Annotated in this window: 23 protein-coding genes and 2 pseudogenes; 13 read left to right on the forward strand and 12 right to left on the reverse strand. The window is 45.1% G+C overall.

Features of this window, described 5'->3' with window-relative positions:
• Nucleotides 1–67: 67 nt before the first annotated feature.
• The 4 genes and pseudogenes from ABWT76_RS17320 to ABWT76_RS17335 all read right to left on the reverse strand — a co-directional run bounded on the left by ABWT76_RS17320 (nt 68) and on the right by ABWT76_RS17335 (nt 2,775).
• Nucleotides 68–827, reverse strand: a pseudogene (locus ABWT76_RS17320) (IS5 family transposase).
• Nucleotides 828–887: 60 nt separating this feature from the next.
• Nucleotides 888–1,703: an NB-ARC domain-containing protein gene (locus ABWT76_RS17325; protein ID WP_354634678.1), complete on the reverse strand. Its 816-nt coding sequence runs from the start codon at nt 1,701–1,703 to the stop codon at nt 888–890.
• Nucleotides 1,703–2,462, reverse strand: a pseudogene (locus ABWT76_RS17330) (IS5 family transposase). Before ABWT76_RS17330 ends, ABWT76_RS17325 begins: the two are co-directional and overlap by 1 nt.
• Nucleotides 2,419–2,775, reverse strand: coding sequence for a hypothetical protein (locus tag ABWT76_RS17335; protein ID WP_354634679.1), 357 nt, complete (start codon nt 2,773–2,775; stop codon nt 2,419–2,421). The pseudogene ABWT76_RS17330 and the gene ABWT76_RS17335 overlap by 44 nt, the downstream one beginning before the upstream one ends.
• Nucleotides 2,776–3,002: 227 nt before the next feature.
• Between ABWT76_RS17335 and ABWT76_RS17340 the strand changes: the two genes are divergently transcribed.
• The 3 genes from ABWT76_RS17340 (at nt 3,003) to ABWT76_RS17350 (ending at nt 5,003) form a co-directional block, all read left to right on the forward strand.
• Nucleotides 3,003–3,626, forward strand: coding sequence for a hypothetical protein (locus ABWT76_RS17340; protein ID WP_156331704.1), 624 nt, complete (start codon nt 3,003–3,005; stop codon nt 3,624–3,626).
• Nucleotides 3,616–4,464 carry an AAA family ATPase gene (locus ABWT76_RS17345; RefSeq protein WP_054466231.1) on the forward strand — a complete coding sequence of 283 codons (849 nt, stop codon included), beginning with the start codon at nt 3,616–3,618 and terminating at the stop codon, nt 4,462–4,464. The genes ABWT76_RS17340 and ABWT76_RS17345 overlap by 11 nt, the downstream gene beginning before the upstream one ends.
• A gap of 83 nt (nt 4,465–4,547) precedes the next feature.
• Entirely contained in the window at nt 4,548–5,003 is a 456-nt protein-coding gene (locus ABWT76_RS17350) for a hypothetical protein (protein ID WP_156331703.1), read from the forward strand.
• Between the two features lie 291 nt (nt 5,004–5,294).
• Here ABWT76_RS17350 and ABWT76_RS17355 read toward each other — a convergent pair whose 3' ends face one another.
• A complete protein-coding gene (locus tag ABWT76_RS17355; RefSeq protein WP_054466229.1) occupies nt 5,295–5,726 on the reverse strand; it encodes a low molecular weight phosphatase family protein in 432 nt (143 codons plus the stop codon).
• Nucleotides 5,727–5,803: 77 nt separating this feature from the next.
• Here ABWT76_RS17355 and ABWT76_RS17360 point away from each other — a divergent pair, with 77 nt between their 5' ends.
• The 6 genes from ABWT76_RS17360 to ABWT76_RS17385 all read left to right on the forward strand — a co-directional run bounded on the left by ABWT76_RS17360 (nt 5,804) and on the right by ABWT76_RS17385 (nt 11,956).
• Nucleotides 5,804–8,233, forward strand: a complete 2,430-nt coding sequence (locus tag ABWT76_RS17360) for an ATP-dependent helicase (protein ID WP_082348841.1) — start codon at nt 5,804–5,806, stop codon at nt 8,231–8,233.
• A 135-nt stretch (nt 8,234–8,368) separates the two neighbouring features.
• Entirely contained in the window at nt 8,369–8,566 is a 198-nt protein-coding gene (rpmI, locus tag ABWT76_RS17365; RefSeq protein ID WP_054466228.1) for a 50S ribosomal protein L35, read from the forward strand.
• Nucleotides 8,567–8,704: 138 nt separating this feature from the next.
• Nucleotides 8,705–9,061, forward strand: coding sequence for a 50S ribosomal protein L20 (gene rplT / locus ABWT76_RS17370; protein WP_054466227.1), 357 nt, complete (start codon nt 8,705–8,707; stop codon nt 9,059–9,061).
• 22 nt (nt 9,062–9,083) lie between these two features.
• Complete coding sequence (locus ABWT76_RS17375) at nt 9,084–10,118, forward strand: transporter substrate-binding domain-containing protein (RefSeq protein ID WP_313890672.1); 1,035 nt, start codon at nt 9,084–9,086, stop codon at nt 10,116–10,118.
• A 199-nt stretch (nt 10,119–10,317) separates the two neighbouring features.
• Nucleotides 10,318–10,833 (forward strand): tetratricopeptide repeat protein, encoded by a 516-nt coding sequence (locus ABWT76_RS17380; RefSeq protein WP_190878867.1) that lies wholly within the window; start codon nt 10,318–10,320, stop codon nt 10,831–10,833.
• Between the two features lie 331 nt (nt 10,834–11,164).
• Entirely contained in the window at nt 11,165–11,956 is a 792-nt protein-coding gene (locus ABWT76_RS17385; protein WP_054466225.1) for an HAD family hydrolase, read from the forward strand.
• Nucleotides 11,957–12,068: 112 nt separating this feature from the next.
• Here the strand turns inward: ABWT76_RS17385 and mreD are convergent, their stop codons facing one another.
• From mreD to ABWT76_RS17400, 3 genes are all read right to left on the reverse strand, one after another.
• Nucleotides 12,069–12,635 carry a rod shape-determining protein MreD gene (mreD, locus tag ABWT76_RS17390; RefSeq protein ID WP_190878866.1) on the reverse strand — a complete coding sequence of 189 codons (567 nt, stop codon included), beginning with the start codon at nt 12,633–12,635 and terminating at the stop codon, nt 12,069–12,071.
• Nucleotides 12,632–13,426 carry a rod shape-determining protein MreC gene (gene mreC / locus ABWT76_RS17395; protein WP_190878865.1) on the reverse strand — a complete coding sequence of 265 codons (795 nt, stop codon included), beginning with the start codon at nt 13,424–13,426 and terminating at the stop codon, nt 12,632–12,634. The genes mreD and mreC overlap by 4 nt, the downstream gene beginning before the upstream one ends.
• A gap of 99 nt (nt 13,427–13,525) precedes the next feature.
• The gene (locus ABWT76_RS17400) at nt 13,526–14,533 is read right to left on the reverse strand and encodes a rod shape-determining protein (protein WP_054466222.1); all 1,008 of its coding nucleotides are present in this window, start codon (nt 14,531–14,533) and stop codon (nt 13,526–13,528) included.
• Nucleotides 14,534–14,764: 231 nt separating this feature from the next.
• Here ABWT76_RS17400 and ABWT76_RS17405 point away from each other — a divergent pair, with 231 nt between their 5' ends.
• From ABWT76_RS17405 to ABWT76_RS17415, 3 genes are all read left to right on the forward strand, one after another.
• The gene (locus ABWT76_RS17405) at nt 14,765–15,139 is read left to right on the forward strand and encodes a single-stranded DNA-binding protein (protein ID WP_054466221.1); all 375 of its coding nucleotides are present in this window, start codon (nt 14,765–14,767) and stop codon (nt 15,137–15,139) included.
• A gap of 60 nt (nt 15,140–15,199) precedes the next feature.
• Nucleotides 15,200–15,631, forward strand: coding sequence for an EVE domain-containing protein (locus ABWT76_RS17410; protein WP_054466220.1), 432 nt, complete (start codon nt 15,200–15,202; stop codon nt 15,629–15,631).
• A 121-nt stretch (nt 15,632–15,752) separates the two neighbouring features.
• Entirely contained in the window at nt 15,753–16,373 is a 621-nt protein-coding gene (locus ABWT76_RS17415; RefSeq protein WP_054466219.1) for an SRPBCC family protein, read from the forward strand.
• Nucleotides 16,374–16,700: 327 nt separating this feature from the next.
• On the opposite strand, the gene ABWT76_RS17420 is transcribed toward ABWT76_RS17415, so the two are convergent.
• Together ABWT76_RS17420 and ABWT76_RS17425 are read right to left on the reverse strand one after the other, a co-directional pair.
• A complete protein-coding gene (locus tag ABWT76_RS17420; protein WP_054466218.1) occupies nt 16,701–16,985 on the reverse strand; it encodes a DUF3288 family protein in 285 nt (94 codons plus the stop codon).
• Nucleotides 16,982–19,594, reverse strand: a complete 2,613-nt coding sequence (locus tag ABWT76_RS17425) for a tetratricopeptide repeat protein (protein ID WP_354634680.1) — start codon at nt 19,592–19,594, stop codon at nt 16,982–16,984. Before ABWT76_RS17425 ends, ABWT76_RS17420 begins: the two co-directional genes overlap by 4 nt.
• Nucleotides 19,595–20,375: 781 nt before the next feature.
• On the opposite strand from ABWT76_RS17425, the gene ABWT76_RS17430 reads away from it, so the two are divergent.
• Entirely contained in the window at nt 20,376–22,412 is a 2,037-nt protein-coding gene (locus ABWT76_RS17430; RefSeq protein ID WP_054466215.1) for a calcium-binding protein, read from the forward strand.
• A gap of 188 nt (nt 22,413–22,600) precedes the next feature.
• Here the strand turns inward: ABWT76_RS17430 and aspS are convergent, their stop codons facing one another.
• Nucleotides 22,601–24,388 carry an aspartate--tRNA ligase gene (gene aspS, locus ABWT76_RS17435; protein ID WP_054466214.1) on the reverse strand — a complete coding sequence of 596 codons (1,788 nt, stop codon included), beginning with the start codon at nt 24,386–24,388 and terminating at the stop codon, nt 22,601–22,603.
• Between the two features lie 217 nt (nt 24,389–24,605).
• Nucleotides 24,606–25,028 carry a hypothetical protein gene (locus ABWT76_RS17440; RefSeq protein WP_190878854.1) on the reverse strand — a complete coding sequence of 141 codons (423 nt, stop codon included), beginning with the start codon at nt 25,026–25,028 and terminating at the stop codon, nt 24,606–24,608.
• Between the last annotated feature and the right edge of the window lie 148 nt (nt 25,029–25,176).

A 25,176-nucleotide genomic window follows, 5' to 3' on the forward strand; every position in this document is an offset into this window, starting at 1 on the left:
AGTATAGGGGATTGGCTTGAAATAAGTTGATTAATTCGGCCTATTTATCTTGGTCTAGGGCGTGTCATCAATTAAGCCAAATGACAGAAGCGATGAGATAAATTGCTCCTAAAAAATTACGAGCAGTCTTATCATAACGAGTTGCAATCGCTCTATATTGCTTCAGACGGGCAAAAAAGTTCTCAATTAAATGACGGGCTTTATAAAGCTCTTTGTCATATGGGTAAGAGACTGTGCGATTCCCTTTTGAGGGAATCACCGCCTCACATTTTTTGGCGGAAGATATCGCTTTCGAACTCGCTCATCTGCATCATATGCTTTGTCTGCTAAAACTGCCTCCGCTTCTATCTCTGGTAACAAGACATCCGCTCCCTCTAAGTCATGGGCTTGCCCCGCAGTTAAATGAAATCCGGTCGGATTCCCCAGTGGATCACAAGTGGCATGAATCTTAGTGCTCAACCCCCCTTTGCTACGTCCAATGGCTTGGTCTTCTCCCCCTTTTTTTCCGCCCCGGCACTGTGTTGATGGGCTCGCACAATCGTACTATCAATCATGGCATATTCATCATCCGCATCTTCTGCCAGTAACTCGAAGATATTCTCCCACACCCCAGAACGACACCAACGACTAAATCGAGTGTGAATCACCCTAAAATCACCAAATCTGTCGGGTAAATCACGCCAAGGAATACCGGCACGATAGCGATAGAGAACTGCTTCAACAAAGAGACGATTATCTTTGGCCGTAACTCCGACATGTCCTTTTCTGCCCGGAAGCAGAGGCTCAATTTTTTCCCATTGGTCGTCTCTGAGAGCGTAACGGCGCATAATTCACCTGATGATCTAAAAAGTTTTCTGCTTCTACCTCTGCATTTCTCCTGCTTTTTGTCAAGTCTTCCAATTGATGACACGCCCTAATAAATCATTTTGTTGGAGAATTTCTCTGGCAGCGGCTTCACTGACCCCGGTGAGATATAAAACCTGTACTCCCTGATAATCCGGTGGAAAAGTGAGCATTTCTAAAGCCGGTTCCGAACTGGTGAAAATTAGACAACTATTATGCTCCATTTCTCCCAGGATTTTAAAAAAAGTTCCGTAATTTTCATAACCTGTTTTATAAGTGCCTGAAAGTTGCTCACTCTGAAAAAGTTGTTGCCCGTCGTCGCAAATTATTAGACACCGAGAATTGCGTAAATATTCCAGCAATATTGCCAGTTGAGCCTCTATGCGATCGGGCAAGTCTGTGACTGGGCGATCGCAAATAAATTCAATTATTTTTTTCAGGGTGGTTTCTAGGGTTGGAAAAGTGCGGAGGCTATGCCAGAAAATGCAATCAAATTGAGTCTGAATTTGGGTAATTAAATGACGGGCGATCGCGCTTTTGCCAGTACCACTAATTCCCAAAATAGCTACGAGGCGACATTGTTTTTGGCTAATCCAGTTTTCCAGGGTAGTGAGTTCACAAGTGCGATGATAAAATTTGGCGATCGCTGGTGCATCTCTTAAATTTAATCTGGGTTTGTCTTGAGGACTTTCTTCAGTTGATGGTGGAGGAGGGGGTGAGTTTTGTTTAGCTTTTGAATGATGTATGGGTTCGGTACAAACGTTGATGCTACCTCTTTGGACAAAGTTAAAACTCAGGAAATTAGAAGATTGAGAAATATGATATCTTTCAATGGCGGATCTAAAACTAGGGCGTGTCATCAATTAAGCCAAATGACAGAAGCGATGAGATAAATTGCTCCTAAAAAATTACGAGCAGTCTTATCATAAAGAGTTGCAATCGCTCTATATTGCTTCAGACGGGCAAAAAAGTTCTCAATTAAATGACGGGCTTTATAAAGCTCTTTGTCATATGGGTAAGAGACTGTGCGATTCCCTTTTGAGGGAATCACCGCCTCACATTTTTTGGCGGAAGATATCGCTTTCGAACTCGCTCATCTGCATCATATGCTTTGTCTGCTAAAACTGCCTCCGCTTCTATCTCTGGTAACAAGACATCCGCTCCCTCTAAGTCATGGGCTTGCCCCGCAGTTAAATGAAATCCGGTCGGATTCCCCAGTGCATCACAAGTGGCATGAATCTTAGTGCTCAACCCCCCTTTGCTACGTCCAATGGCTTGGTCTTCTCCCCCTTTTTTTCCGCCCCGGCACTGTGTTGATGGGCTCGCACAATCGTACTATCAATCATGGCATATTCATCATCCGCATCTTCTGCCAGTAACTCGAAGATATTCTCCCACACCCCAGAACGACACCAACGACTAAATCGAGTGTGAATCACCCTAAAATCACCAAATCTGTCGGGTAAATCACGCCAAGGAATACCGGCACGATAGCGATAGAGAACTGCTTCAACAAAGAGACGATTATCTTTGGCCGTAACTCCGACATGTCCTTTTCTGCCCGGAAGCAGAGGCTCAATTTTTTCCCATTGGTCGTCTCTGAGAGCGTAACGGCGCATAATTCACCTGATGATCTAAAAAGTTTTCTGCTTCTACCTCTGCATTTCTCCTGCTTTTTGTCAAGTCTTCCAATTGATGACACGCCCTAGACTTGGTGACATTTTCCTCTAATATTTCTGAAATCATTTGCCATAACTTTGAAGCCACATTACCCACATGGCGATCGCCACATTTAAATTCCTTAGCAATCTGGGAATATTTTTTGCCTTGCCAACTTCCCCGCAAGATTTCTTGTTGCAGATTATCTAAATGCTTGCCGGTTTTGGCTAAAACTAGCTCGTCAGCGACCCTTAAGGCTTCGTTAATATCCATATCCAAGTAAATACAGAGATTGCGGGTATTATAGCAAATTTTTGTGATATTTTGTGAGATTTTCTTAAATTTGCTGATTTTTTCTGATATTTTTTGCTGAAAAGTGATGTTTTTTAGGCAAAAAATTTAGCTAAAAATCATGATAAAAAATGACACTTTTTTTTGACAAATATGATTTTTTGTCGTTAGCATAGAATAAATGAGTCATGGAAAAAGGGCTAAAACAAATGGATCCTTTAGCAGCATCTTTCATCTTTAACACGGCTAGTGCTGCCCTGTCTGGCATCATAGTTAATATGGTGAATGGTCAGACCACAGCAGTCAATAAGGAAGAATTAAAAAGAGAAGTAACTCGTATAGTGACGGTGGAGGTTAAAAAGCATCAACTAAACCGTCAAGAGCAAGAATTACAGGCTATGATCGCTGAAATTCTTACTGAAATTAAAATTTTAGCCGCCAGAGACAAAGACATAAAATTAACAAATGAAACAATCGAGTTAAAACCATTGTCAGGGCCTAGCTTGCCATTCCTCAAAGATCCCAAGGACGCTCGCCTGGAACGGTTACATAAAATTATAGCCCAAAGGCGTCAAGAATTGCGTTTGCCGGAGTCGAACGATATTCCTGATGGCTGGAAACCAGTCGATCCGAATAAATATCCACATAAACAACCTGAACCCCCAGTTCCTGAGAATCCACAACAAGAAATTAACCAGAACGCGGAAGCATGGCAACAAACTCCCAAAGAACCAGAAAAAAGTTATTGGCAAAAACGAATTGAAGACGCAACTCGGAGAATTCAAATTATTCGCGCTGGCGGTGAGGTAATCGATGAACAAGATGAATCATAAAATTTTTATACCAGAAAGATTTAAACGAGTCTTAGAGCTTCACATCGTCAAAAATTTAATGAAAAGCGTTGCCGGTCGGGTGCCACTTTTGTTGGGGATTCATGGAGCATCAGGAGATGGAAAAACCTACCAATGCGAACAAATTTTAACTGAAATTGGGGTTCAGGCATTCTTAATATCTGGCGGACAGCTAGAAAGTCCTGATTCGGGAAAACCGGCTCAACTGGTTAGAGACACTTATCTGCAAGCAAGTGATTGTATTGAAAAGGGTAAGTGTAAAGCCGCCGTTGTGCTAATCAATGACGTAGATACAGGATTAGGCAATTGGGGAGATATGGTTCAGTACACCGTGAACACACAAACCGTTTTTGGTGAACTGATGCACCTTGTCGATTACCCAAATTTAGTAGCAGGAATCCCGACTAAACGCATTCCAATTGTTATCACGGGTAATGATTTCACCAAGTTGTATGAACCTCTGGTTCGTGCTGGCCGAATGACGGCATTTGAGTGGAAGCCAACTTTAGAAGAGAAAGCAGAAATAGTTCAGGGCATTTTTTCAGAACTTAGTTTTTCAGAATGCCAAGCCCTGGTGAGAGAATTTTCATCTCAACCCATTGCTTTCTTTTCCCATCTGAAATCTAGTCTGATAGATGATGAGCTTTGGAAATCAATTCAAAAAGTAGGGGTAAGTCGCAGATCTATAGAATATATTACGGATCGTTATGATGCGAGAGAGCCAGATTTAAATCAACATTTTCAGTTTTCCGACCTAGTAAAAGCTGGTAAACATTTGCTTCAATCCGGTCAACTCATCAATCATTTGAGGTTTAACTAAAAATGGCCAGGACAGTTACTTATACCAAGTCAATAACTTGCACCAGAATCGAGATAATCAAATCACAGGTCAAGATAGCACTTGTGAGAACAACAGACCTTTCTGATTATGCAATAGAAAATTCCATTTTGAAAGGGATAGAATATCAGTGGATTCGTGAAGTCAATGTTTACGGGTTAGATAGTTCCAACCTGTGTAAAGCACAGTTAATTATGACAATTGACTGGGAGCAGCATAATCTACAGATCGCTAATGGCAAAGCGACTGTTGTCATCACGGAAGATGGCCGAACTTGGAAAGATAATACAGCGCTTGAGTTAAGGGAAGCGATCAAATTATTTATGGACTATGCGAAGGCAAATAACCTGAAAGCAAAATGTCACACACGCTATGCACCAGGGGTAAATCACGAAGAAGCTGACCGCGTTCTGGGAATGGTTGATGCTGAACCGATTCAATGGAACGCTAAAGCCAGGGGATTTGACTGTTATATCCAAGAAGTTGAAGAACTTCGAGTGGGTTTTTATTGTGTGGATTGATGCTGATAAATTAAAATAATTGGGTCGATCTCATATTGGCAATAGCGAAGCATTCGGGCAACAATGTTGACTTATATCGCTAATATTTTGCCCGAATGCTTCGCCTTTAAGAAATTTACGACCTTCAGAACGCGGCATTGCTATGTCTTTAAGCCCGTCGGTTTATTATTAAAAATTATTGGAATAGAACCAAAAAAATATGATGGGGATGTATGTCCTCCAAGTAATTGTGAATTTTTACGCCTAATTTAAATTATTTTTTACTCAGATAAATTGATTTTTTCGGCTTTTTTAGTTAAGTTCTGCCACTAATTGCCGAATCCGTTTGGCAATTTCTGGCAAGGCAGTAGTTGCCGGAGTAATTTCTACATCGTGAACTAGCCAATATTCTACGGCGGCTTCCCACTGAGGAAAGCGATCGCGCATTAAAGGACGATGTTCTAATTCATCCAAGGCAATCACCCGATCGCAGGTGGCAAAATCCGCATCACTTGCGGGCAGGGGAAATCGTTCTGTTGCTGATACCGTCAAACCTAATTCAGCTAATTGGGCGATCGCATAACGAGAAATTGGCCCAACATTATTAACTCCCCGTTCTAACGCCAACCCGCGAGAATCTGCTTGCCAATCTAATCCAGCTTTGACGGCTAAATGATTAAACAAATGTTCCGCAAAGCGACTACGATAGTAATTGCCGGTACAAAGAAACAGTAATTTTTTCATAAATTTCCTCACAGCCCAGATAAAACCCAATAGCATTATAATTTGAGCCAGCTAATGGTGGTGAAAATGATTAACCCATGACCAAAACACCCATAATCTCACCCATAATCTCAGAGGGCGCTTCGGGAAGCACCCCTAGAATCGAAATCGACAGAGAAAACATCATACAAAGTATTTACAATGGATTGCGACCCGGACAAAGGTCTATGGCGGACTGGAAAGGGGGGACATTGGCCGTATCAGCGGTTCCCGGAGCAGGTAAGACCAAAGGAATGGCTGATGCAGCGGCACTGGCGATCGCACGTCATCAACTCCATCAGCGAAATTACCTGATTATCGTCACTTTTACCCGATCGGCGGCTGCCAACATAAAAGCCAAAATCCAGCAAACCCTGGAAAAATTACGCTTACCTCAAATTGGCTTTTATGTTTATACCTTGCATGGATTAGCTTTAAATATTGCCAGTCATCATCCCGACTTATCCGGGCTAAACTTAGACAATTCTGCCTTAATCACACCCAACAAAAGTCACCGATTAATTCGGACAGCGGTAGAACGGTGGTTAATTGCCCATCCCCGGCAATATCAAAAACTGCTCGAAGGAAAACAATTTGACGGAGAAGAAACCGAACGGTTACGGCGTCAGTCCGTGTTGCGAACTGAGGTATTGCCGGAATTAGCTGATACCGTAATTCACGAAGCCAAATCTTCTGGTTTATTACCTGAAGACTTGCGCCAACTCGCCGCAGAAATTCCCGGAGATCATTATGAAATCCTCTCCATTGCCGCCGGACTTTATGAAGAATACGATGCCCTACTGCGATCGCAAGAACTAATCAGCTATGACGACATGATCATTGCGGCCAAACGAGTCCTAGAAAACGAAGCCGCCCGCCGACACTGGCAACAGCAAGTATTTGCCGTCTTTGAAGACGAAGCCCAAGACTCGACCCCTCTACAAACGGAAATTCTAGAAATTTTGGCGTCCGATCCTGACGCCCCAGAAAAACCCCCCAACTTAATCCGAGTCGGAGATACTAATCAAGCCATTAACAGCACCTTCACCCCCGCCGATCCGATTTATTTTCGCCGCTTTTGCGCCGAATGTGAAGCCCAGGGCACAAGGGCGAGAATGGATCAAGCCGGTCGCAGCACCCAGAAAATTATCGACTGGGCCAACTTAATGGTGGAATGGGTCAATCAAAATTACACAGAGGCGCCCGCATTGGGGGCGCAAGCATTGGGGGCGCAACCATTGCGCCCCTACCAAAACATGAACCACAGAGGCACAGAGGTAACAGAGGCAGAACCAGAAGCCCAAGCCGAAAACCCCTTTAGTCCCCTGGAAATTAAACCAGTGGGAGCGGACGATCCGCAACGGTCAGCCAACCCGCCAGCCACGGGTGGGGGAGTGGAAATTTACACCCCAGAAGATATTTACCAAACCATCGAATTAATCGGTCAACGGATTATACGTTTATATTCTCAAGATCGAGATAAGACAGCGGCAATCTTAGTCCGAGAAAACCGCCAAGGAGAATTTATCGCCAAAGTGCTCAGAAATCCTCAAAGTTATGGCATTGATGTAGATTTGGTCGCCAATGGCATCGAACTGTATGAAGTGGCTTCAGCCCATCGCCTCTCCCATATCCCCGTAGAAATCCTGGCATTAATGAAATTTGTTCACCGACCCCATTCACAGGACTACCTAAAAAATGCCTTGCGAGTCTTAGTAGACCGCCGGATCATTCCCGTCCAAGATATCAACACCCTGGCCAGCCGCCCCGAACAATTCCTCTATCCTGGGCCATTGACCCCACCACAAACCCCACAAGTCCAAAAAGTGCGGCAATTTTGTCTCAACCTACTGCAAGCCAAAACCGAACTCCCCTCATCTCAGCTAATTTCCTACTTAGCCTTAGAGTTAGGATACAATCAGGCCGAACTCGCCACCGCTGACAAATTAGCCGAACGAGTCGCCCTCCAAAGCTACCAAGACAACTCAATTGCCACCCGCATCGAAGTCCTTAACGAAATTGTCAGCACCGAAAGCTTTGAGTCCGTGGATTCTGCTGAGGGCGAAGCAGAATCTTTATATACCCAACCGGGCAAGCTCACCATCATTACCATGCATAAAGCGAAAGGTTTGGATTGGGACTATGTATTTATCCCGTTTTTGCATGAAAACATGATTCCTGGTCGTTTGCGGGTGCAACCTCAAGCCCAGTTTCTGGGGGATTTTTCTTTATCTGAGGTCGCCCGATCGCAAATTCGCGCTCAATTACACGGCGTCCCCATCCCTGATGTCATGGATGCCTGGAAACAAGCGGCAACTTTGAAAATCAGTGAAGAATTTCGCTTACTTTATGTAGCGATGACCAGAGCCAAGCGATTGCTGTGGATGTCCGCCGCCGTCAATGCCCCTTTGACTTGGAGCAAAACCGAAGCACTCAGCCCGCAAAAACCTTGTCCGCTAATCCCCGCTCTTGGTTCAATACTTTCTTAGGGCGGGGAAAGAAGCGGCGGTTCACGAAGCGTTCGTCCATCAGCGATCGCAACTTCTCGATTATCCTCTTGTTAAATAGGGAACGATCATCGTATAATTATCGATTGTGCCGAATTAATCAATTAAAACAAGTTCATGCCTAAACTCAAAACCCGCAAATCAGCGGCCAAGCGCTTTAGAGCAACTGGCAGTGGCAAGATTATGCGTCGCAAAGCTTTCAAGAGCCACTTACTGCAACACAAACCCACCAAACGGAAAAATCATCTGTCTAAAGTCGTCGTCGTCGATGAGCGCGATGCCGAAAACGTGCGTTTGATGCTGCCTTATTTGTAAAAAATCATGGTTGAGTGTTGATGGTGAACTATCAACGACTAACCGTTAACCAATAACCGTTAACCAATAACCGTCAATCAATAACCGTCAACCATTAACCGTTAACCCTTGCAATAACTAACTAACAACTAAAAAACAATGACTAGAGTAAAACGCGGTAATGTGGCTCGTAAACGCCGCAACAAAATTCTTAAACTCGCTAAAGGATTTCGGGGTTCTCACTCGAAATTGTTCCGCACCGCTAATCAGCAGGTGATGAAGGCTCTCCGAAGTGCCTATCGCGATCGCCGCAAGCGGAAACGCGATTTTCGTCGTCTTTGGATTGCTCGGATCAACGCCGCATCCAGACAAAATGGTATGAGCTACAGCCAACTGATTGGCAACATGAAAAAAGCCAATATTCAAATCAATCGCAAGATGTTAGCGAACCTGGCTGTATTGGATCCGGAAACCTTTGCCAAAGTGGTCGAACTGGCTGGTCAAGGTCGCGCTTAGGAATCGCTGGCAGGGAGAGTGTTTGCCCACAAGACATTGCATCCAACGTCAAACGAACAGTCAAACGAACAAGATTTCCGCCCGGATCGGAAATTTTAGATTTTGGCACCAATGGCACCTAGTTGTCCACCTAGTTGTCCAGCTAGTTGTCCAGCTAGTTGTCCACCTAGTTGTCCACCTAGTTGTCACCGAGAATTTGGCAGAGCAAATCTCAAATTCTCTGAAATCTAAAATCACTCAGTTTTTTGGTTGGGGACTCTGCTTAAGTCTGGTATTGTCGCCAATTTTCGCAGGGTTCCCATTACCAGGGCATACAGCCCAGTGGCCGGAAATATTGCAGCGTGGAACTCTGATTGTGGCGGTCAAAGATAATTTAAGACCCCTAGGTTTTCGCAGCCCTGACGGAACCTTACAAGGATTAGAAATTGATTTGGCTCGTCGCTTGGCAGCCGAACTTTTGGGAGACTCCAATGCGGTGAAATTAGAGCCGGTATCTAATGTGAATCGGCTATCAGTGGTTTTTAACCATCAAGTCGATCTGGCGATCGCCTCTGTGACGGCAAACCGAGTCCGCTCTCGGTTGGTCGATTTTAGTCTTCCTTATTATCTAGATGGCACGGCGTTGGTCAGTAAGACAAAGGTTTCTGATGTACTTAACCGAGTCCCAAGCTTGTCCAGTCCCTTGTCCGGTCAAAAGATTGCGGTACTCAATGGTTCCAGCACGATCTCGATCATCCGCTATCACTTTCCTGCCGCACAACTGGTTGGCGTTGATTCTTATCAACAAGGGTATTCCCTCCTAGAAGCGGGTCAAGCCACTGCTTTTGCAGGCGATGCCAGCGTTCTCACGGGTTGGGTGCAAGAATATCCAGAATATTCTTTGCTCCCGGTGCAACTCGGCACCCAACCACTAGCCGTGGTGATGCCCAAAGGACAACAGTATGCCGACTTGCGGGCAAAAGTGAATCAGGCGATCGCGGCACTGCAAGCAGACGGCTGGCTTTTAGCACGCACGAAATCCTGGGGCTTACCGCTTCCGCCTGCAAGCGAAAAATAACATATCATTAACTTTTAATTAATTCTTGATATTTGATAGTTGATTGTTGATAGTTAATTATTAATTATCAATTATTGCTTCTCCCCCGCTTCCCCGCTCCTCTGCCCCCCCCGCTCCTCTGCCCCCCCGCTCCCCCGCACAAGAACCCCGGCTCCAACAACCCGATATTGCACACATACATCAGCTATTTTGCACCGTTATGGATAACTCTTTAGGGATTCTCTACCTCTCAGTTTTGCTAGGATTTCTGGCGATCGTTGCCGGATTTGTGATCCGACAAATCTTTAAAACCCGCCAGTTAGAAAATCAACTATCTAAATTACAAAAAAAAATCAATAGTGATAAAGCCAGCCCACAAGATTATTATGAATTGGGCAGCATTTATTTAGATAAAAAACTATATTCTCAATCGGTACAAATGTTTCAAAAAGCATTGAAATTCAAAGATTTAGAAAATGAAAATTTAGCTTTAATTTACAATGCTTTGGGCTTTGCTTATGCTGCTTTGGAACAGTATGATATAGCCATTCGCCAATATAAACAAGCTTTAAAATGTCAAGAAGACTATGTAGTTGCTTGGAATAACTTGGGCTATTCTTATGAACGAAAAACTTTAACGGTTCAGGCATTAGAAGCTTATGAAAATGCTTTGAAATATGAGCCGAATAACGAAACGGCTAAAATTCGTAGCAGTTCACTGCGTAAGCGGGTATGAGCTTATGCTTAGGTAGAATACGCAGAATAATCTTTTGATTTTCATAACTTTTAGATGACATAAATTTTCTTAATTTAAAGGGGGCAGGTGATTAAACTTGTTCCTTTTTTATTTATTGATTTTTATTTATTTTTATTTATTAGACTGATAATGCTACCACCCTTGGCTGTTCGGGAATGACCGAAATTAGGAACAAATGAACCCAGAGATTTGGTCTGAAAAATTACCGATGAAAAATTACCGATGACACATGAAAAATTAGGGATGACAATTGTGCAGTTTTTCGTTAGTGTAAAGATATGTAAAAATTTGGGCAGAAGGACGTTAAGTTATGAAAGGTTATCCCGCCTTTGACTACCAGAGACAAAAGTGGAGTAGTCAACAAGCATCTGGTTGTAAGTACACTATGACGGTGTTTTGTGACTTTGACGGTCCGATTGTTGATGTTTCCGAACGGTACTACACCACTTATCAACAAGGGTTAAAGAGTATTGAAGCGATCGCACAATCAAGAGGCGATCGCTTAGACCTCTTTGTTCTCAGTCAAGCCCAATTCTGGCAAATGAAGCGCGATCGGATTCCCGATGCAGAAATTGCCAGCCAATCCGGTTTAACTGAACCATATATTCCCCTGTTTTTGCAGCAAGTTAAAGAGATTGTCAATCAGCCGGACTTACTGGAGAAAGACACCCTGCAACCGGGGGTGAGATGGGCTCTGGCTTTGCTGCATACTCGCGGATATCGGTTAGTGCTGGTGACGTTGCGGCATCAATCACAAGTGAAAGAAATTTTGCACAACACGGGATTAGCCAAATTATTTACGGATATTTACGGCACACGCGATCGCCATGCCGCCTATCAAAACTACGCCCAACTCAAAACCGACCTCTTAGCCGAAGCAATGGCCAAATATAGTCAGCCTGACGTTTCTCTCTGCTGGATGGTGGGAGATACCGAAGCCGATATTCTTGCGGGTCAAGCCCTAAAAATTCCCACCATTGGCCTAACTTGTGGCATTCGGAGTGCCTGGTATTTGCAGCAATTTCATCCCGACAAAATTAAAACGGATTTACTCAGTGCCGTCCAATCGATCATTGGATGTGCCGAGCTAGTATCCGCCTAACATGAATGATTCCGATCAACCATTCCGCTTAATATTGCGGTTAATATTGCGGTTAATATTGCGGTTAATATTGCGGTTAATATTGCGGTTAATATTGCGGTTAATATTGCGGTTAATTATTTGGGTTGATTAACTTCCACCAATGACTCAGAGGCAAATAGATGGCTGGAGCCCAAAGACTACTCAAAATCGCTGAAGCCAGAGCAATTCGTTGGTGATCGATCCAAATATCATTCAAGGGGCGATCGCCAATTATCCCAAATTGTAAAGCCAGCACCGTTTCAGCCACAATTGCCATGCCGAACACCACCAGGGCTACCGAGACAAAATCATCTAGAATCAAGCGCTGTTTTTGTAAATAACTACTGAGCAATCCCACCAATGCCAAACTCAGGGCATGAGTCGGCCAATGTGCCGTCATCCCATCTTGTAGCAAACCCAGAATCACCCCCATAAAACAAGCTTGGGTGGGGGTGCGCTGAATACTCCAAGTCACCACCCAAATCAACAGCCAGTCAGGAGCAATATGCAGCAATTCCATTCCAGGGAAACGAGTCGGCAACAACAATAAACACAAAAACACCGAGGCAATCGTCACCCCAGTGTTGAGCATCGTCCGTTGCTCTGTTGGCAAATAAGACACCCAATCCAGCCATGAATTTTTTAATGACCTTTTCATTGGATCTCCTCTGAAGTTGAAAGGGCATCATTCACCAAATCAGGAGATTTCTGCACATATGGGGAAACAACCACCCACTCTAGGGCATTCATCGGTGCGGATAAATTAATCACCGCTTCAGGGGCTGGACTGGCATTTAAGTTCAGCGATTCCACAACGCCGACGGGTAAACCCACCGGAAATAGTTGACTCAGAGAAGAAGTCGAAATCACATCTCCTGGTTTCACATCGGGTAACTTATCAAAAAACTCCATCACCGCCTTGGAGCCTCTCGATCCGCGCATTAAGCCCAGATTGCGACTCCGTGTAACCGCCACACCTACCTTAAAACTTGGATCGCTAATCAAAAGAACCTGACTGCTATTTGGGGTAACGCTCTCAATTAATCCCACCACGACGCCCGGTTCCGTGGTCACCACATCATTTTTGCGAATCCCATGTTTGCTCCCACGACCTAATGTCACCTGTTGCCACCAGCGATCGGCGCTGCGACCAATTACAGGGGCAACAATTGAGCTTTTCGCGTCTTGGGAAACATAACCCAATAGCTTTTCTAGCTTGTTGTTTTCTTTTTCTAAAACGGCGACTCTTTGCTCTAATTGCACAATTTTGGCATTTGTTAGCTGCGATCGCTCAGTTTCACTCAGTTGAAACGGACGAGACAGCCACTCATAAACTTGATAAACGGGGCTTGCCTCGGTATAGCGAATAAACAAAGCAATACCAAGAGCAACACTAGCCCAAACCAGTTGGGAACTATACCGGCCCCACCAACGACGCATTGTGTACATTTAAAATATTTAAAGGCTTATATTGCAGTTTTGATCCCAGCAGATTTTCATCAATGATTAATCGGTTGACGTTGATTCCTCCAAAGTTTAGCCTATAGGCTACACAGAAGTGGAGCGAGCACTAAAGACTCGTCCGAGTTCTTGGAAATTTTCTAGGACACGACCGGTGCCCAACACCACGCAGCATAAGGGATCCGCCGCGACATGAGTCACAATACCCGTTTCATGGCTAATTAAAGTATCCAGTCCTTTTAATAAAGCACCGCCTCCAGCCAACATAATGCCGCGATCGATAATATCCGATGCCAGTTCCGGGGGAGTTCGTTCTAACGTCCGTTTAACTGCTTCCACAATCACCACCAGGGGTTCTGCCATGCTTTCCCGGATTTCGGGACCTTTGATGGTGACAGTTCGTGGTAAACCAGACAACAGGTGCAAACCTCTGACTTCCATCATCGCATCATCATCATCATCGGTAGGATAAGCCGAGGCTAACTGAATTTTAATGTCTTCAGCAGTGCGCTCTCCAATCACCAGGTTATGCACCTTTTTCATATATTGAATAATCGCTTCCGTCAGTTCATCCCCAGCAATTCTAACGGATTCACTCAGAACCGTCCCTTGCAAACTCAGAACTGCCACTTCCGTGGTGCCACCACCAATGTCAACAATCATATTACCCGTGGGATCGGCAACGGGTAAACCTGCACCGATCGCCGCCGCCACAGGTTCATCAATCAGAAAAACTTCTTTAGCACCGGCGTGAATGGCTGCGTCCATCACTGCCCGACGCTCAACTCCCGTGACTCCACTGGGAATGCCAATCACAATCCGAGGACGTCCTAGGGAACTGCCTTCACTGACACGCTTGATGAAATATTTCAGCATTAGTTCAGCGGTATCAAAGTCAGCAATCACCCCATCGCGCAAGGGACGTAAGGCGATAACGTTTTCCGGGGTTCGACCCAGCATTTTTTTAGCATCTTCCCCGACAGATAATGGCTCCTTGGTTAGCTTGTCGATCGCCACTACCGAAGGTTCCTGGAGAACAATCCCCTTACCGGACACATAGACCAATGTATTTGCTGTTCCCAGGTCGATGCCCATGTCCCTGGATAAAGAAAAGCGATTGAAAAAACCCACTCTCTTCTACGCCCCCATTTAGATGATGCTTGTGCGAGTATAATGTAACAAAAATTTAACTGAGGTGGATTCTATTACGTTTTTTATTCTGAGTCTAGTCAGAGACAGTAATTTTTTTGCCTCAGTATGAATTGTTGTTTGTCAGTATAATCCCAATAATCCCAAGAACACTCAATCTTATCCGGAAGCTAATATATGAGTCTAAATCTTGTCACCCTGGTAGGCCGTGCGGGGAGAGACCCCGAAGTAAAATATTTTGAGTCTGGTAAGGTCGTATGCAATTTCGCCCTGGCGGTGAATCGCCCAACTCGCAACAGTGATGAACCGGATTGGTTTAATTTGGAAATGTGGGACAAAACCGCAGAAGTTGCCGGTAGTTATGTCCGCAAAGGCAGTTTAATCGGAGTTCAAGGTTCATTAAAATTTGAATATTGGCAAGATCGGGCATCAGGGGTTTCTCGTTCCAAACCTGTGATCCGCGTAGAGCGTCTGGAGCTTCTCGGTTCCAAGCAAGATGCCGAGCAAGCTAGAGGTGATTTGAGCCATCAATATGATGATGGCGAGTTCTAATTTTCGGTCTTGTGGAATATCTTGTGGAATACTTGCCTTTCTGAAGCAGGAGTAAAACTGGTGGCCTATTGGTTGTTAAAAACTGAACCGGAACAGTATTCTTATCAAGATTTGCTACGAGAAGGTTGCACCATTTGGGATGGGGTAAAAAATAACCTGGCGCTGAAATATATGGCCACCATGAACGTGGGCGATTTAGGTTTCATTTATCACACAGGTGGTGAGCGTCGGGTAACCGCCATCGTGGCCGAAGTCGTCAGTCAACCCTACCCCGATCCAAATTTCCATCAACCAAAATGGCTGGTCGTGGATCTGCGATCGCGTTTTCCCATGCCCCAAACCGTAACCCTGGCACAAATTAAAGCACAACCAGAATTATCCAATTGTGACTTAATTCGCCTTCCTCGACTCTCAATTGTGCCATTGTCCCTAGAACATTGGCAGAAAATCCTCACCTTGGGTCATGTAGAGGGATCTGAAACCCAACCCTAAAAACCCAACCATGATTTTCTCAGTTTTCCTGGGTAACTTCTGGCAATTATCGGTTGATCATAAATAAAACAAACGTTCGTTGAGTTTTTATTAAAAAACCAAACACACCAAACACATAAAAATGATGAAAATCTCCTCTGTTGCAATTATTATTGGGTACTTGACTTGCTTTTCCTTACTTGCCAATCCCCTAAAAAATCCAGCCCGGGCAGAGCAGATTACAGAAAATCAGCCTTTAATTCTCGCCCAAAAAGCTAATCATCAGAAAAATGCCACAAAAGTCACTGGGGCAAATGGTCAGTATGTCGCCCAAATGAGGATCAATGCTTCACCTGCCGAAGTTTGGCGGGTTTTAACGGATTACAATAATTTTAATCAATTCATTCCCAATGTGATTTCTAGTCGATTGATTTCCGCCGATGGCAACGTCAAAATTATTGAACAAATCTCTGAACGGGTGTTATTTGGGGTTCCTATCCAAACTCGGATGCGGACACAAAATCGCGAAACTTATCAACAACAAATTAACTTTAACTTAATTAGTGGCGATTTATCCAAGTTACAAGGATACTGGAAAATTGAACCCGTTGGCAGTGGTAATGGTAGTGCCAATCAAGTCTTATTGACCTACCAAGTAGAAGCTCAACCGCCATCAGGGGTTCCAGCCGCGTTTTTTTATGATATTTTTAAGAATTCTTTAGAACCTACCCTGAATGCAATTCGGCAAGCAGCAGAAAATTAAGTAAATCTCAAAAAATTGTTTTTTTCACCAACAATTTTCCGATTGATTGCTAATTCATTGGTAATTGCTGTCGGCATGATTTTTTCTTTTTGCTGGGGTAAAGAAACCGGGTTTCAGGAAAATCTCTTCTAGGGAAATCTATTCTCTTGAATCCAGAGATTCACCCTTGATTCCCGGTTTTGCATCTAAAACTCCAGAGGCAAAATTCCTGATCTAACAGGTGTTGCTTGACTACATATAATCCACCCGCGATCGCCGTAAATTTATTAAAAAAACATAAGATTTTCCTTCAATTCAACTCCTGTTAGCGTTGATATTTCCCAGATATTATATCCAATCTTCCTCATCGCTTTTAGGGCGATAAATATGGCCAAGACCATGAATTTTTCGCGTATATTCAAACAGTTCTTCTTCGGTTAAATTCCACTTAGCCAGCAATTTTTCTAAATCTGCTTGGATATCTTTAGCTCCGGGAAAGCCCCGATACCGAATTCTTAATCTAGCTAACTCTGCTAAATTATAATCCGTAGGTTCTCCATCAAGCAGACTCTCAACAATCGCCCGATCTTTAGCAGCTAAAGGATGTAGCTGATCCTGATTTCCTTGGCTCATTTGATTTCACTCCCACGTAGTTGCTGAAATATTCTATACATATCCTGGGCAAACTTTTGGGGATTCCATAATGGGGATAAATTTTCTGGATCTTGGGATTTTTTCAACTGTTCCCGAATGCTATTTCTTAAATTCAAATCCTGTCCTAATTTGATCCCCCATGCCACATATTCTTCCCAACTCGAAGCCAACCCTGCGGAAATGCCCAAAGTTTTTAAGCATGAATACCCCATTCTTGCCAAAAATTGCTCCCCAAAGCGTGTCACTACGGGTAAGTGAAACCACAAAGCCTCTAGGTTATGCGTCCCCCCATTATAAGGATAAGAATCTAAGCAGATATCCGCAATTTGGTAGATGGTGCGATGTTCTTCTTCTGTCCGATTTCTGGGCAAAAATTTCACCCGCTCAAAACTCACATTTTCTGCGGCACAAGCAGCTTGATAAACTGACTGAATGACCTGGATATCGCCTATTCCTTTATAAATTAAAATACTCTGAGATACTTGTTTGACTATCTTGATTTGGGCTAAGGCTAATTCGGGATTAAGTTTAGTGGCTGGTGCAGCGCATAGATACACCACCTGACTTGAATCAATTCCCATTTCTTGCCGTTTTGATTGACGATCCACAGGTTCGCTGGCAAAGCCACTTACTGCCACAAAAGAGTCAGGCATTCTTAACAGTTGTTCCCGATAATAGGGTTCGACTCCCGAAGGGTGGCAATGCCGATCGCTCAAAAAGTAATTTTTATCGGAAATAAATGGGGCATCAAATCCTAACCAGGAAATACATACGGGCGCCGGTTGGCAATGAAGAATTTCGGCGTGACGGGGAATTGTCAGGGAATCTAAATCTATTAAAATGTCTAATTCATCCTCCTCTATTTGTTTGATTATTTGTCTCCATTGGGTTTCTGTGTTTAATTGAGATGGTTGATAAAATTTAGCCGAAATTTGTTTAAATTTATCCGTGATATCATCGCTATTAGTCTTTTCTGTTTGATATAAGTAAATATTGGGAGTGATTTGGGATAATTCGGTAATAATGTCAGCGCTACACCAGCCTACTGAATGTCTCCGAAAATGGGCAGAAATGAAGCCAATTTTTACCATTTCATTGTTGTAGGGGCGAAGCATTCTGGCTGAGGAGCGATCGCTAACAGGCGAAAGTTGATTTTCCGACGGAGAAGGGCGAAGCATTCGGGCTGAGGAGCGATCGCTAACAGGCGAAAGTTGATTTTCCGACGGAGAAGGGCGAAGCATTCGGGCTGAGGAGCGATCGCTAACAGGCGAAAGTTGATTTTCCGAATGCTTCGCCCCTACTTGCGATAAATACTGAGAAAACTGAGCGCCAATTAATTGAGAAATTTGAGAATTACCCGCTAAATCATCGCGTAACCGATTTCGACAAAATAAAAGCGAGGAATAGAGTAGATCGATGATTTCTGATAGCCAAGGATGCCACTGTTCTGGAGATAATTGTGGTTCAATTTCTTGTAATAATTTGGTGGCGATATCAGCATTTCCTGATTTGAGATAAGCGATCGCCCCTGCGGTAGCCGCCACAACTTTGGCGGGTTCATTTTGGCCTAACTGACGGCAAAATGCATAATATTGATCCGCTGCTTGTCTGACCGAGGATAAATCCCAGTTGCCTGGTTGAAAGGTGCGGATCAATTCAAATAAACCGCGATGGGTTTCTATCAGTCTGGGCTTTAATTCCAGCGATCGCACAAAATAACTCACGGCGGCTTGAAAGCGATCGCTTGCTAACAATAGATCCTCCGATGTTGCCGCCAGTCGTCCCGTGGCTAGTCCCAAGTTGCAATGTAACTCCGCCAAGTCTGGCTGAATTTCTAAGGCTTGCTTAAATGCCGCGATCGCCCCCTCCACCTGACCGTCATATAATCGCGCCGTCCCTAAATTAGAATAGAGTTTGGCCAACTCATCGGGCTGCTTTCGCTTCTCATCTAGAGATATCAGCTTTTCATAACAATCAATCGCCTCACCATACCGCCCCAAACTCAACAGTAAATTTCCTAACTTCCAATCCAGCCCACTGCCAAACCGGGCATCGATCGCCAAAGCCTGCTGCCAACAAGCAACCGCCTCCTCTAACAGACCTTGCTGCTGTCGCACATTCCCCAAATTGGCATAAATTCCCGCCAGCAAGGGAGCAGAGGGGATAAGGGGCAGAGGAGAGAGAAGAGAGAAGAGAGAATTTTCCTCTTTGCTCTTTCCTCTTTCCTCTTTCCTCTTTTCTCCCCTGCTCCCCCGCTCCCCTGCTCCCCTGCTCCCCTGTTCCCCGTTCCCCGTTCCCTGATAAATAATCGCGATCGCCCTTTCATAAAATTCAACCGCTGACGCCAATTCCCCTTGTAGATAATAAATATTGCCAATATTGGCATGAGCCGCCGCAAAATCTGGCTGAATTTCCACCGCCAGGGAATAAGCCCGTTTCGCCTCATGCAGTTTTCCTAGGGCTTGTAGGGCATTCCCCAAATCCTTATAAGCCTCGGCATCATCGGGTTTTAACTGGATCAGGCGCTGCAACTGAGCGATCGCCGCCAAAAACTTCTGTGGCTGTAAATTGTTATGGTTATTTATCATTAAAAAACGTTATTTGTTATTTGTTATTGGTGTTTGGTGAGATATCTCCGGCTGGGGAAAAGAAGCTCTTGCAAAATACCGGCTTCGATCCCCCCCCACCCCCCCTAGATCCCCCCTATATCCCCCCGATCCAAGAGGGGTGGGGACTTTTTAGAATTTTGCCAGAGGTCTATCCTATTTATGCTAATATTGAGCGATCATTCAAAGATTAGTTAAAATTGGCAAAGATTAGCAAAGATTAGCAAAGATTAACCAAGATTGGCAAAACCACTCAACTAATAAGCAAAGAAAATCAAAGATTCGATGGATTGTCAAAGGTTCCTGAAATCGGAACTTTATCCAGATCCACGATGTCTGACAGTGAATAAAGAACAAAACAAACAGAACCTACGCACTTACTCCAATAATAAGGGCAACCACCCTTCGACCCTTCGACCTCGCTCAGGGCTCAGGGGCAACCGGGGTGATTGCCCCGTGCATTACCCTAAAGATCGACCGAAGTGCGTAAGTCCTAACAAAGTTGGGCATTTGCCAACTTAGTCACCGATCGGCTATAAATCAGCTATAAATCATCTCTAACCAATAAAGAACGATGTAATGGGTAAACTGGCCAAAACAGGCCGATCGCCTATAAAATCAAAGCGTATTGTCAAATCTTTGCCAAAGAGGAGGCAATATTGTTAGCGGAGATGCTAAATTAACATTCAAGGTTTTCTACCAGGTCTGCCTCGGCAGCATAAACCAGGAAAACACGAACACGGATGAGGAGTGAAATACGTTCATGGTTCAAATACTTGGTCAATTTAACGATACTCTGACTCTTGGGAGTGATACGATTCCAGCCCAGGACACAGTAATAGGTCTAGACGGGAGTGATATTCTCACTACATCGACTCTCGGCGGCAGCCTCCTTTACGGAAATAGAGACAACGACTCTCTAACCTCACGGGCTGCGGGAAACATTCTTTATGGAGGTCAAGAGAATGACCGCCTGCTCAGTTTAGCCGGTGGTAGCCTCTTCTTTGGGGATTTAGGGGACGATCTGTTTGAAGCCTTCGGTGGCACAGGCAAAGATACGGTCTATGGTGGCCCCCGTGACGGCGACCAAACCGATGGTAATGATGTCTTCAACTTTGGTAATGCTGGCGGTGGTGGCAACCTAGGCTATGGCAACACTGGGAATGACTTCCTGAGTGGATCTGGATTGGGCAGCGACACTCTCTACGGTGGTAAAGGCGACGACACCATCCAGGTTGTCGAACTCTCATCCTCTGGAACCGCTGGTGGTGGTACTGGCGGGTTTGTACCCTTAAATACTCAGATCAGCAATATCGGCATCCGTACCGGCAATATCTCTGGTGGTACTGTCTCTTCAACCACTGGTGCGGTCGGTGTTGTCACCACATCTGGGGCAAATCCACCCAATAACCTCGGTAAAAACTATCTCTCTGGCGACCTCGGTAAGGACTTGGTAATTGGTCTGGGCGATCGCGACAGCCTCTTTGGTGGAGAAGAAAACGATACCCTGATGCTGTTGGGTAATATCGCGACGACGGCTAATAATAATAGCAACACCTCCTTGCAAGGTGCTACTGTTAATTTGAATGGTGTACCGCAAAATGCTCTCCTAGATGGCGGCAATGGCAACGACAGCTTGATTGCCTTCGGTGGCTTACGCGGCAGAAATACCCTGCTGGGGGGTGAAGGCAGCGACACCATCCGCAACTATGGCGTCCAAAGTTATGTTGACGGCGGCGATGGAAACGACACCCTCGTGATGGATAATTCTTTCGGTGTCTTTGGTGGCAGCACCCTGATGGGTGGTGCTGGCGATGACTCCATTAACGTCGCTACTACTGGTGGCACCAACCTGCTCTACGGTGGTGTCGGCGCTGACACCTTGGTGGGTAGTAACCCAACAGGCAACTTTGGCGATACCTTATATGGTGGAGGTATGGTAAACACCGCCGACACGAGTAATGACTCATTGACTGCGGGAGCTCGCAGCTTGATGTTTGGTCAACAAGGTAATGACACTTTGGTGGGCACTGGAGCAAATGCCAGCCTCTATGGTGGTCAAGGAACCGATAGCTTATTAGCGACTGCTAATTCCTACCTGTCCGGAGATTTGGGCAATGACACCTTGAATGTTACTGGATCTGCCAATACCTTACTCGGTGGTGAAGGCAACGACTCTCTATTTGGTCTAAATGCCACTGGAAACATCCTGAACGGTGGTGCCGGAAATGATGTTCTGGTTGCTGGTAGCGAGACCGATACTCTGATTGGTGGCGAAGGAAATGACTTCTTCATCGGTAGCGGAAATGCTGACACCCTTGGTGGTGAAGCCGGTCGCGCTGGTTCTGACACCCTGTATGGTGGTGTCGGTGCTGATAGTCTGATTGGTCATGCTGGTTTCGATGGCTTCTACTATGCAGGCAACGGCGATATCCGCGATACCATAACTGCTTTTGAGTCGGGCACCGATAAGATTTACCTGCGCTCTACTGCATTCGGTAATACTGATGCATCTGGTGCCACAGTAGCTAACCTAGCTGCACCTGGACAAAACCTGCGTACTGGCTTAGACTTCTTCTCAGTTGGAGCCAACCAAAATTACAGCAGTCTCGGCGGTACATTCTCTGGCGGTTCGACTACTCTGCCAGCGATTGTCTTTGACTCCAATGCCGGTGGCGGTGGTACTCTCTACTGGGATTTCAACGGTGGTGGTAACGCGAATACTGGTTTAACTGGCTTGTCGGTGATCGCAACCATTCAAACTGGTTCTGTCAACGTCAACGACATCGTGATCTTCTAATTCTCAAAGTCCGTTTTTGAGTCGGCAAAAGAAGCACCCAGGTTATTCAAAAAGCCTGGGTGCTTTTTAAGTGAGATCGCGGATAATTTCACCAGAAAGACACAAAGAACACAAAGAGATTTTTTATATCTTCTCTGTGTCCTTTGTGCCTCTGTGGTTTTAGTTTAGTTAAAGCTAGTTAAAGCTACTTAACTTTTTGGTTTATAAGTAGAAGCAACGTGCAATTCTTTTAATTGCTTGGTGTCTACAGAAGCGGGAGCACCTGTTAACAAGCAGCGGGCTTGTTGGGTTTTGGGGAAGGCGATGACATCCCGAATTGATTCTTCGCCTGCTAATAACATGACGAAGCGATCTAAGCCGTAGGCAATGCCCGCATGAGGGGGTGTGCCGAAGTCAAAGGCATCCAGTAAAAAGCCAAATTTGTTGTAGGCTTCTTCCGGGGATAATCCGATCGCCTCAAAGACTTTTTCTTGAATTTCCCGTTGGTAAATCCGCATACTACCGCCACCAATTTCTAGGCCGTTGTAGACGACATCATATGCTAGGGCTCTGGCGTTTTTGATATCAGCCAAATCATCAGGATTGGGGCAAGTAAAGGGGTGGTGCAATGCTTCGAGGCGTTTCTCATCGGCATTCCACTCAAACATGGGGAAATCTGTCACCCAAAGTAGGTTAATTTTATTTTGGTCAACCATTCCCAGTTGACGGGCAATCACTTGGCGCAGGCGATCTAGGGTTTTATTGACGATCGCTGTTTGACCAGCCCCAAATAATAATAAATGGCCGGGTTTTGCTTGGGTACGCGCCAGCAATTCCGCTTTTTGTTCCGGGGTTAAGTTATCTTTAATTGCGCCAATTGTGTCAATTTCCCCATCTTCTTTCACCCGGATATAGGCTAACCCTTGGCCACCGGCTTCAACGGCTTCTTGGAATAAGTCGCCTTTGGGTTTAATCCGCACATTAGAAATCGCCGCATTGCCTTCAGGAATTGGCAAAATTTTCACAATCCCCCCGGATGCTACAGCCCCAGAAAAGACTTTGAAACCAGAGTCTTTTACTAAGTCAGAAACATCGACTAATTCCAAACCATAACGGGTATCCGGTCGGTCGGTTCCATACCGATCCATCGCGTCTTTATAGGTAATACGCGGGAAAGGTCGGGGGATGTCGATATCTTTAATGGTTTTGAAGATATGGCAAATTAAAGATTCGTTGAGTTCTAGGATTTCTTCCAAGGACATGAAACTCATTTCCATGTCCAATTGGGTAAATTCTGGTTGGCGATCGGCGCGGAGGTCTTCGTCCCGGAAGCAACGCGCAATCTGATAATAGCGATCGCACCCGGCTACCATCAACAACTGTTTAAATAATTGCGGTGATTGTGGTAAAGCATACCATTCCCCGGAGTTTACTCGTGAAGGAACTAAATAATCCCTAGCCCCTTCGGGAGTGGAACGAGTTAAAATCGGAGTTTCCACCTCCATAAAATGCTGCTGGTCTTCTAAAAACCGGCGGATACTTTTAATCACCTGGTGACGTAGCTGCATATTCCGCGCCATCCGTTCCCGGCGCAAATCCAAATAGCGATACTTTAAGCGCAACTCTTCGCGCACCGACTCATTATCAGCACTGGAAACTTGGAACGGCAAAGGCTTGTGAACCGCATTGAGGACTTCAATTCGATCGGCGTAAATTTCTATTTCGCCGCTGGGTAATCTGGGATTTCGGGATTCTTCGGGGCGTTGGCTGACTCGACCTGTAATTTTCACCACATACTCGTTGCGAAGGCGATCGCAATCGGCGTATGAAGCTGGGGTGCGTTCGGGGTCGCTGACGATCTGAACGACGCCGCTGCGATCGCGCAAATCGATAAAAATAACGCCTCCATGATCGCGGCGACGGTCTACCCATCCACAGAGGGTGACAGTTTCTCCGATATGTTCGCTATGGAGTTGGCCGCAATAGTGGGTTCTCATGGTTGTGGATCTGGGTTAGTGAACGGTAAACGGTAGGCTTTTTTTGCCAATTAACACTTATCTGATCTACCGATCAGGCATAAGCTTAATCATTATCTAGCATTCATGGCTACAATCAACAGAAAAAATCGGGGCAATTTCAGAATCGCCCCGATCGCGCGATCGGCAAATTTTAACTCAGGATTGGCGAGACACTGCCTAAAATTCCCCCAAAGGTCTATTCTTTGGGCGCTCGATCGTCTTTGTCATCTTTTTTCGGCGCGGTCAGCACCTCCCAAGCCGCTTGGGCAGCTTTGGTGAAGCGATCGGCAAGGTCTTGCATTTCTTTTAACACGCCATTCCAGTTTTTCTCCCCTTCGCTCTGCACTTGGAGAAACGCTTTCTCAAATCTGTCTGGGTCAATCAGTTTAATCTGTTCGATATTTTTCCTAGCTTGACTTACTGCTTTGAGATAAGCTTCCCGACTGAAATCGCCAGCCGCTTGCATTTCTGCCTTGGCCAAATTCTTAATCGCCTCAATTAGCGCCTCTGTCGCCTCTTTCAGTTCATCCGCCGTCTTCGGTTCGGTTTCAGTAGTCGCGGTGACCTCTTTGGCTTCTACGCTCACTTCCACAATTGCGGAATCTTTATCGGTAGTCATGGTTTTGTTTCCTGAAATCAATCAATTTACTTATTTTACTTATGAGTAAGCGCCCAGGGGCGCTTCTGACTTGATTGTAGCGTGATTTTTTTGTGGGCGAAAAAATCGCGCTTCCAGACAAAAACCGGGCTGCTTTCAGAAATCGCGT

Origin of the sequence: Planktothricoides raciborskii GIHE-MW2 (assembly GCF_040564635.1) — a bacterium.
Lineage (GTDB): Bacteria > Cyanobacteriota > Cyanobacteriia > Cyanobacteriales > Laspinemataceae > Planktothricoides > Planktothricoides raciborskii.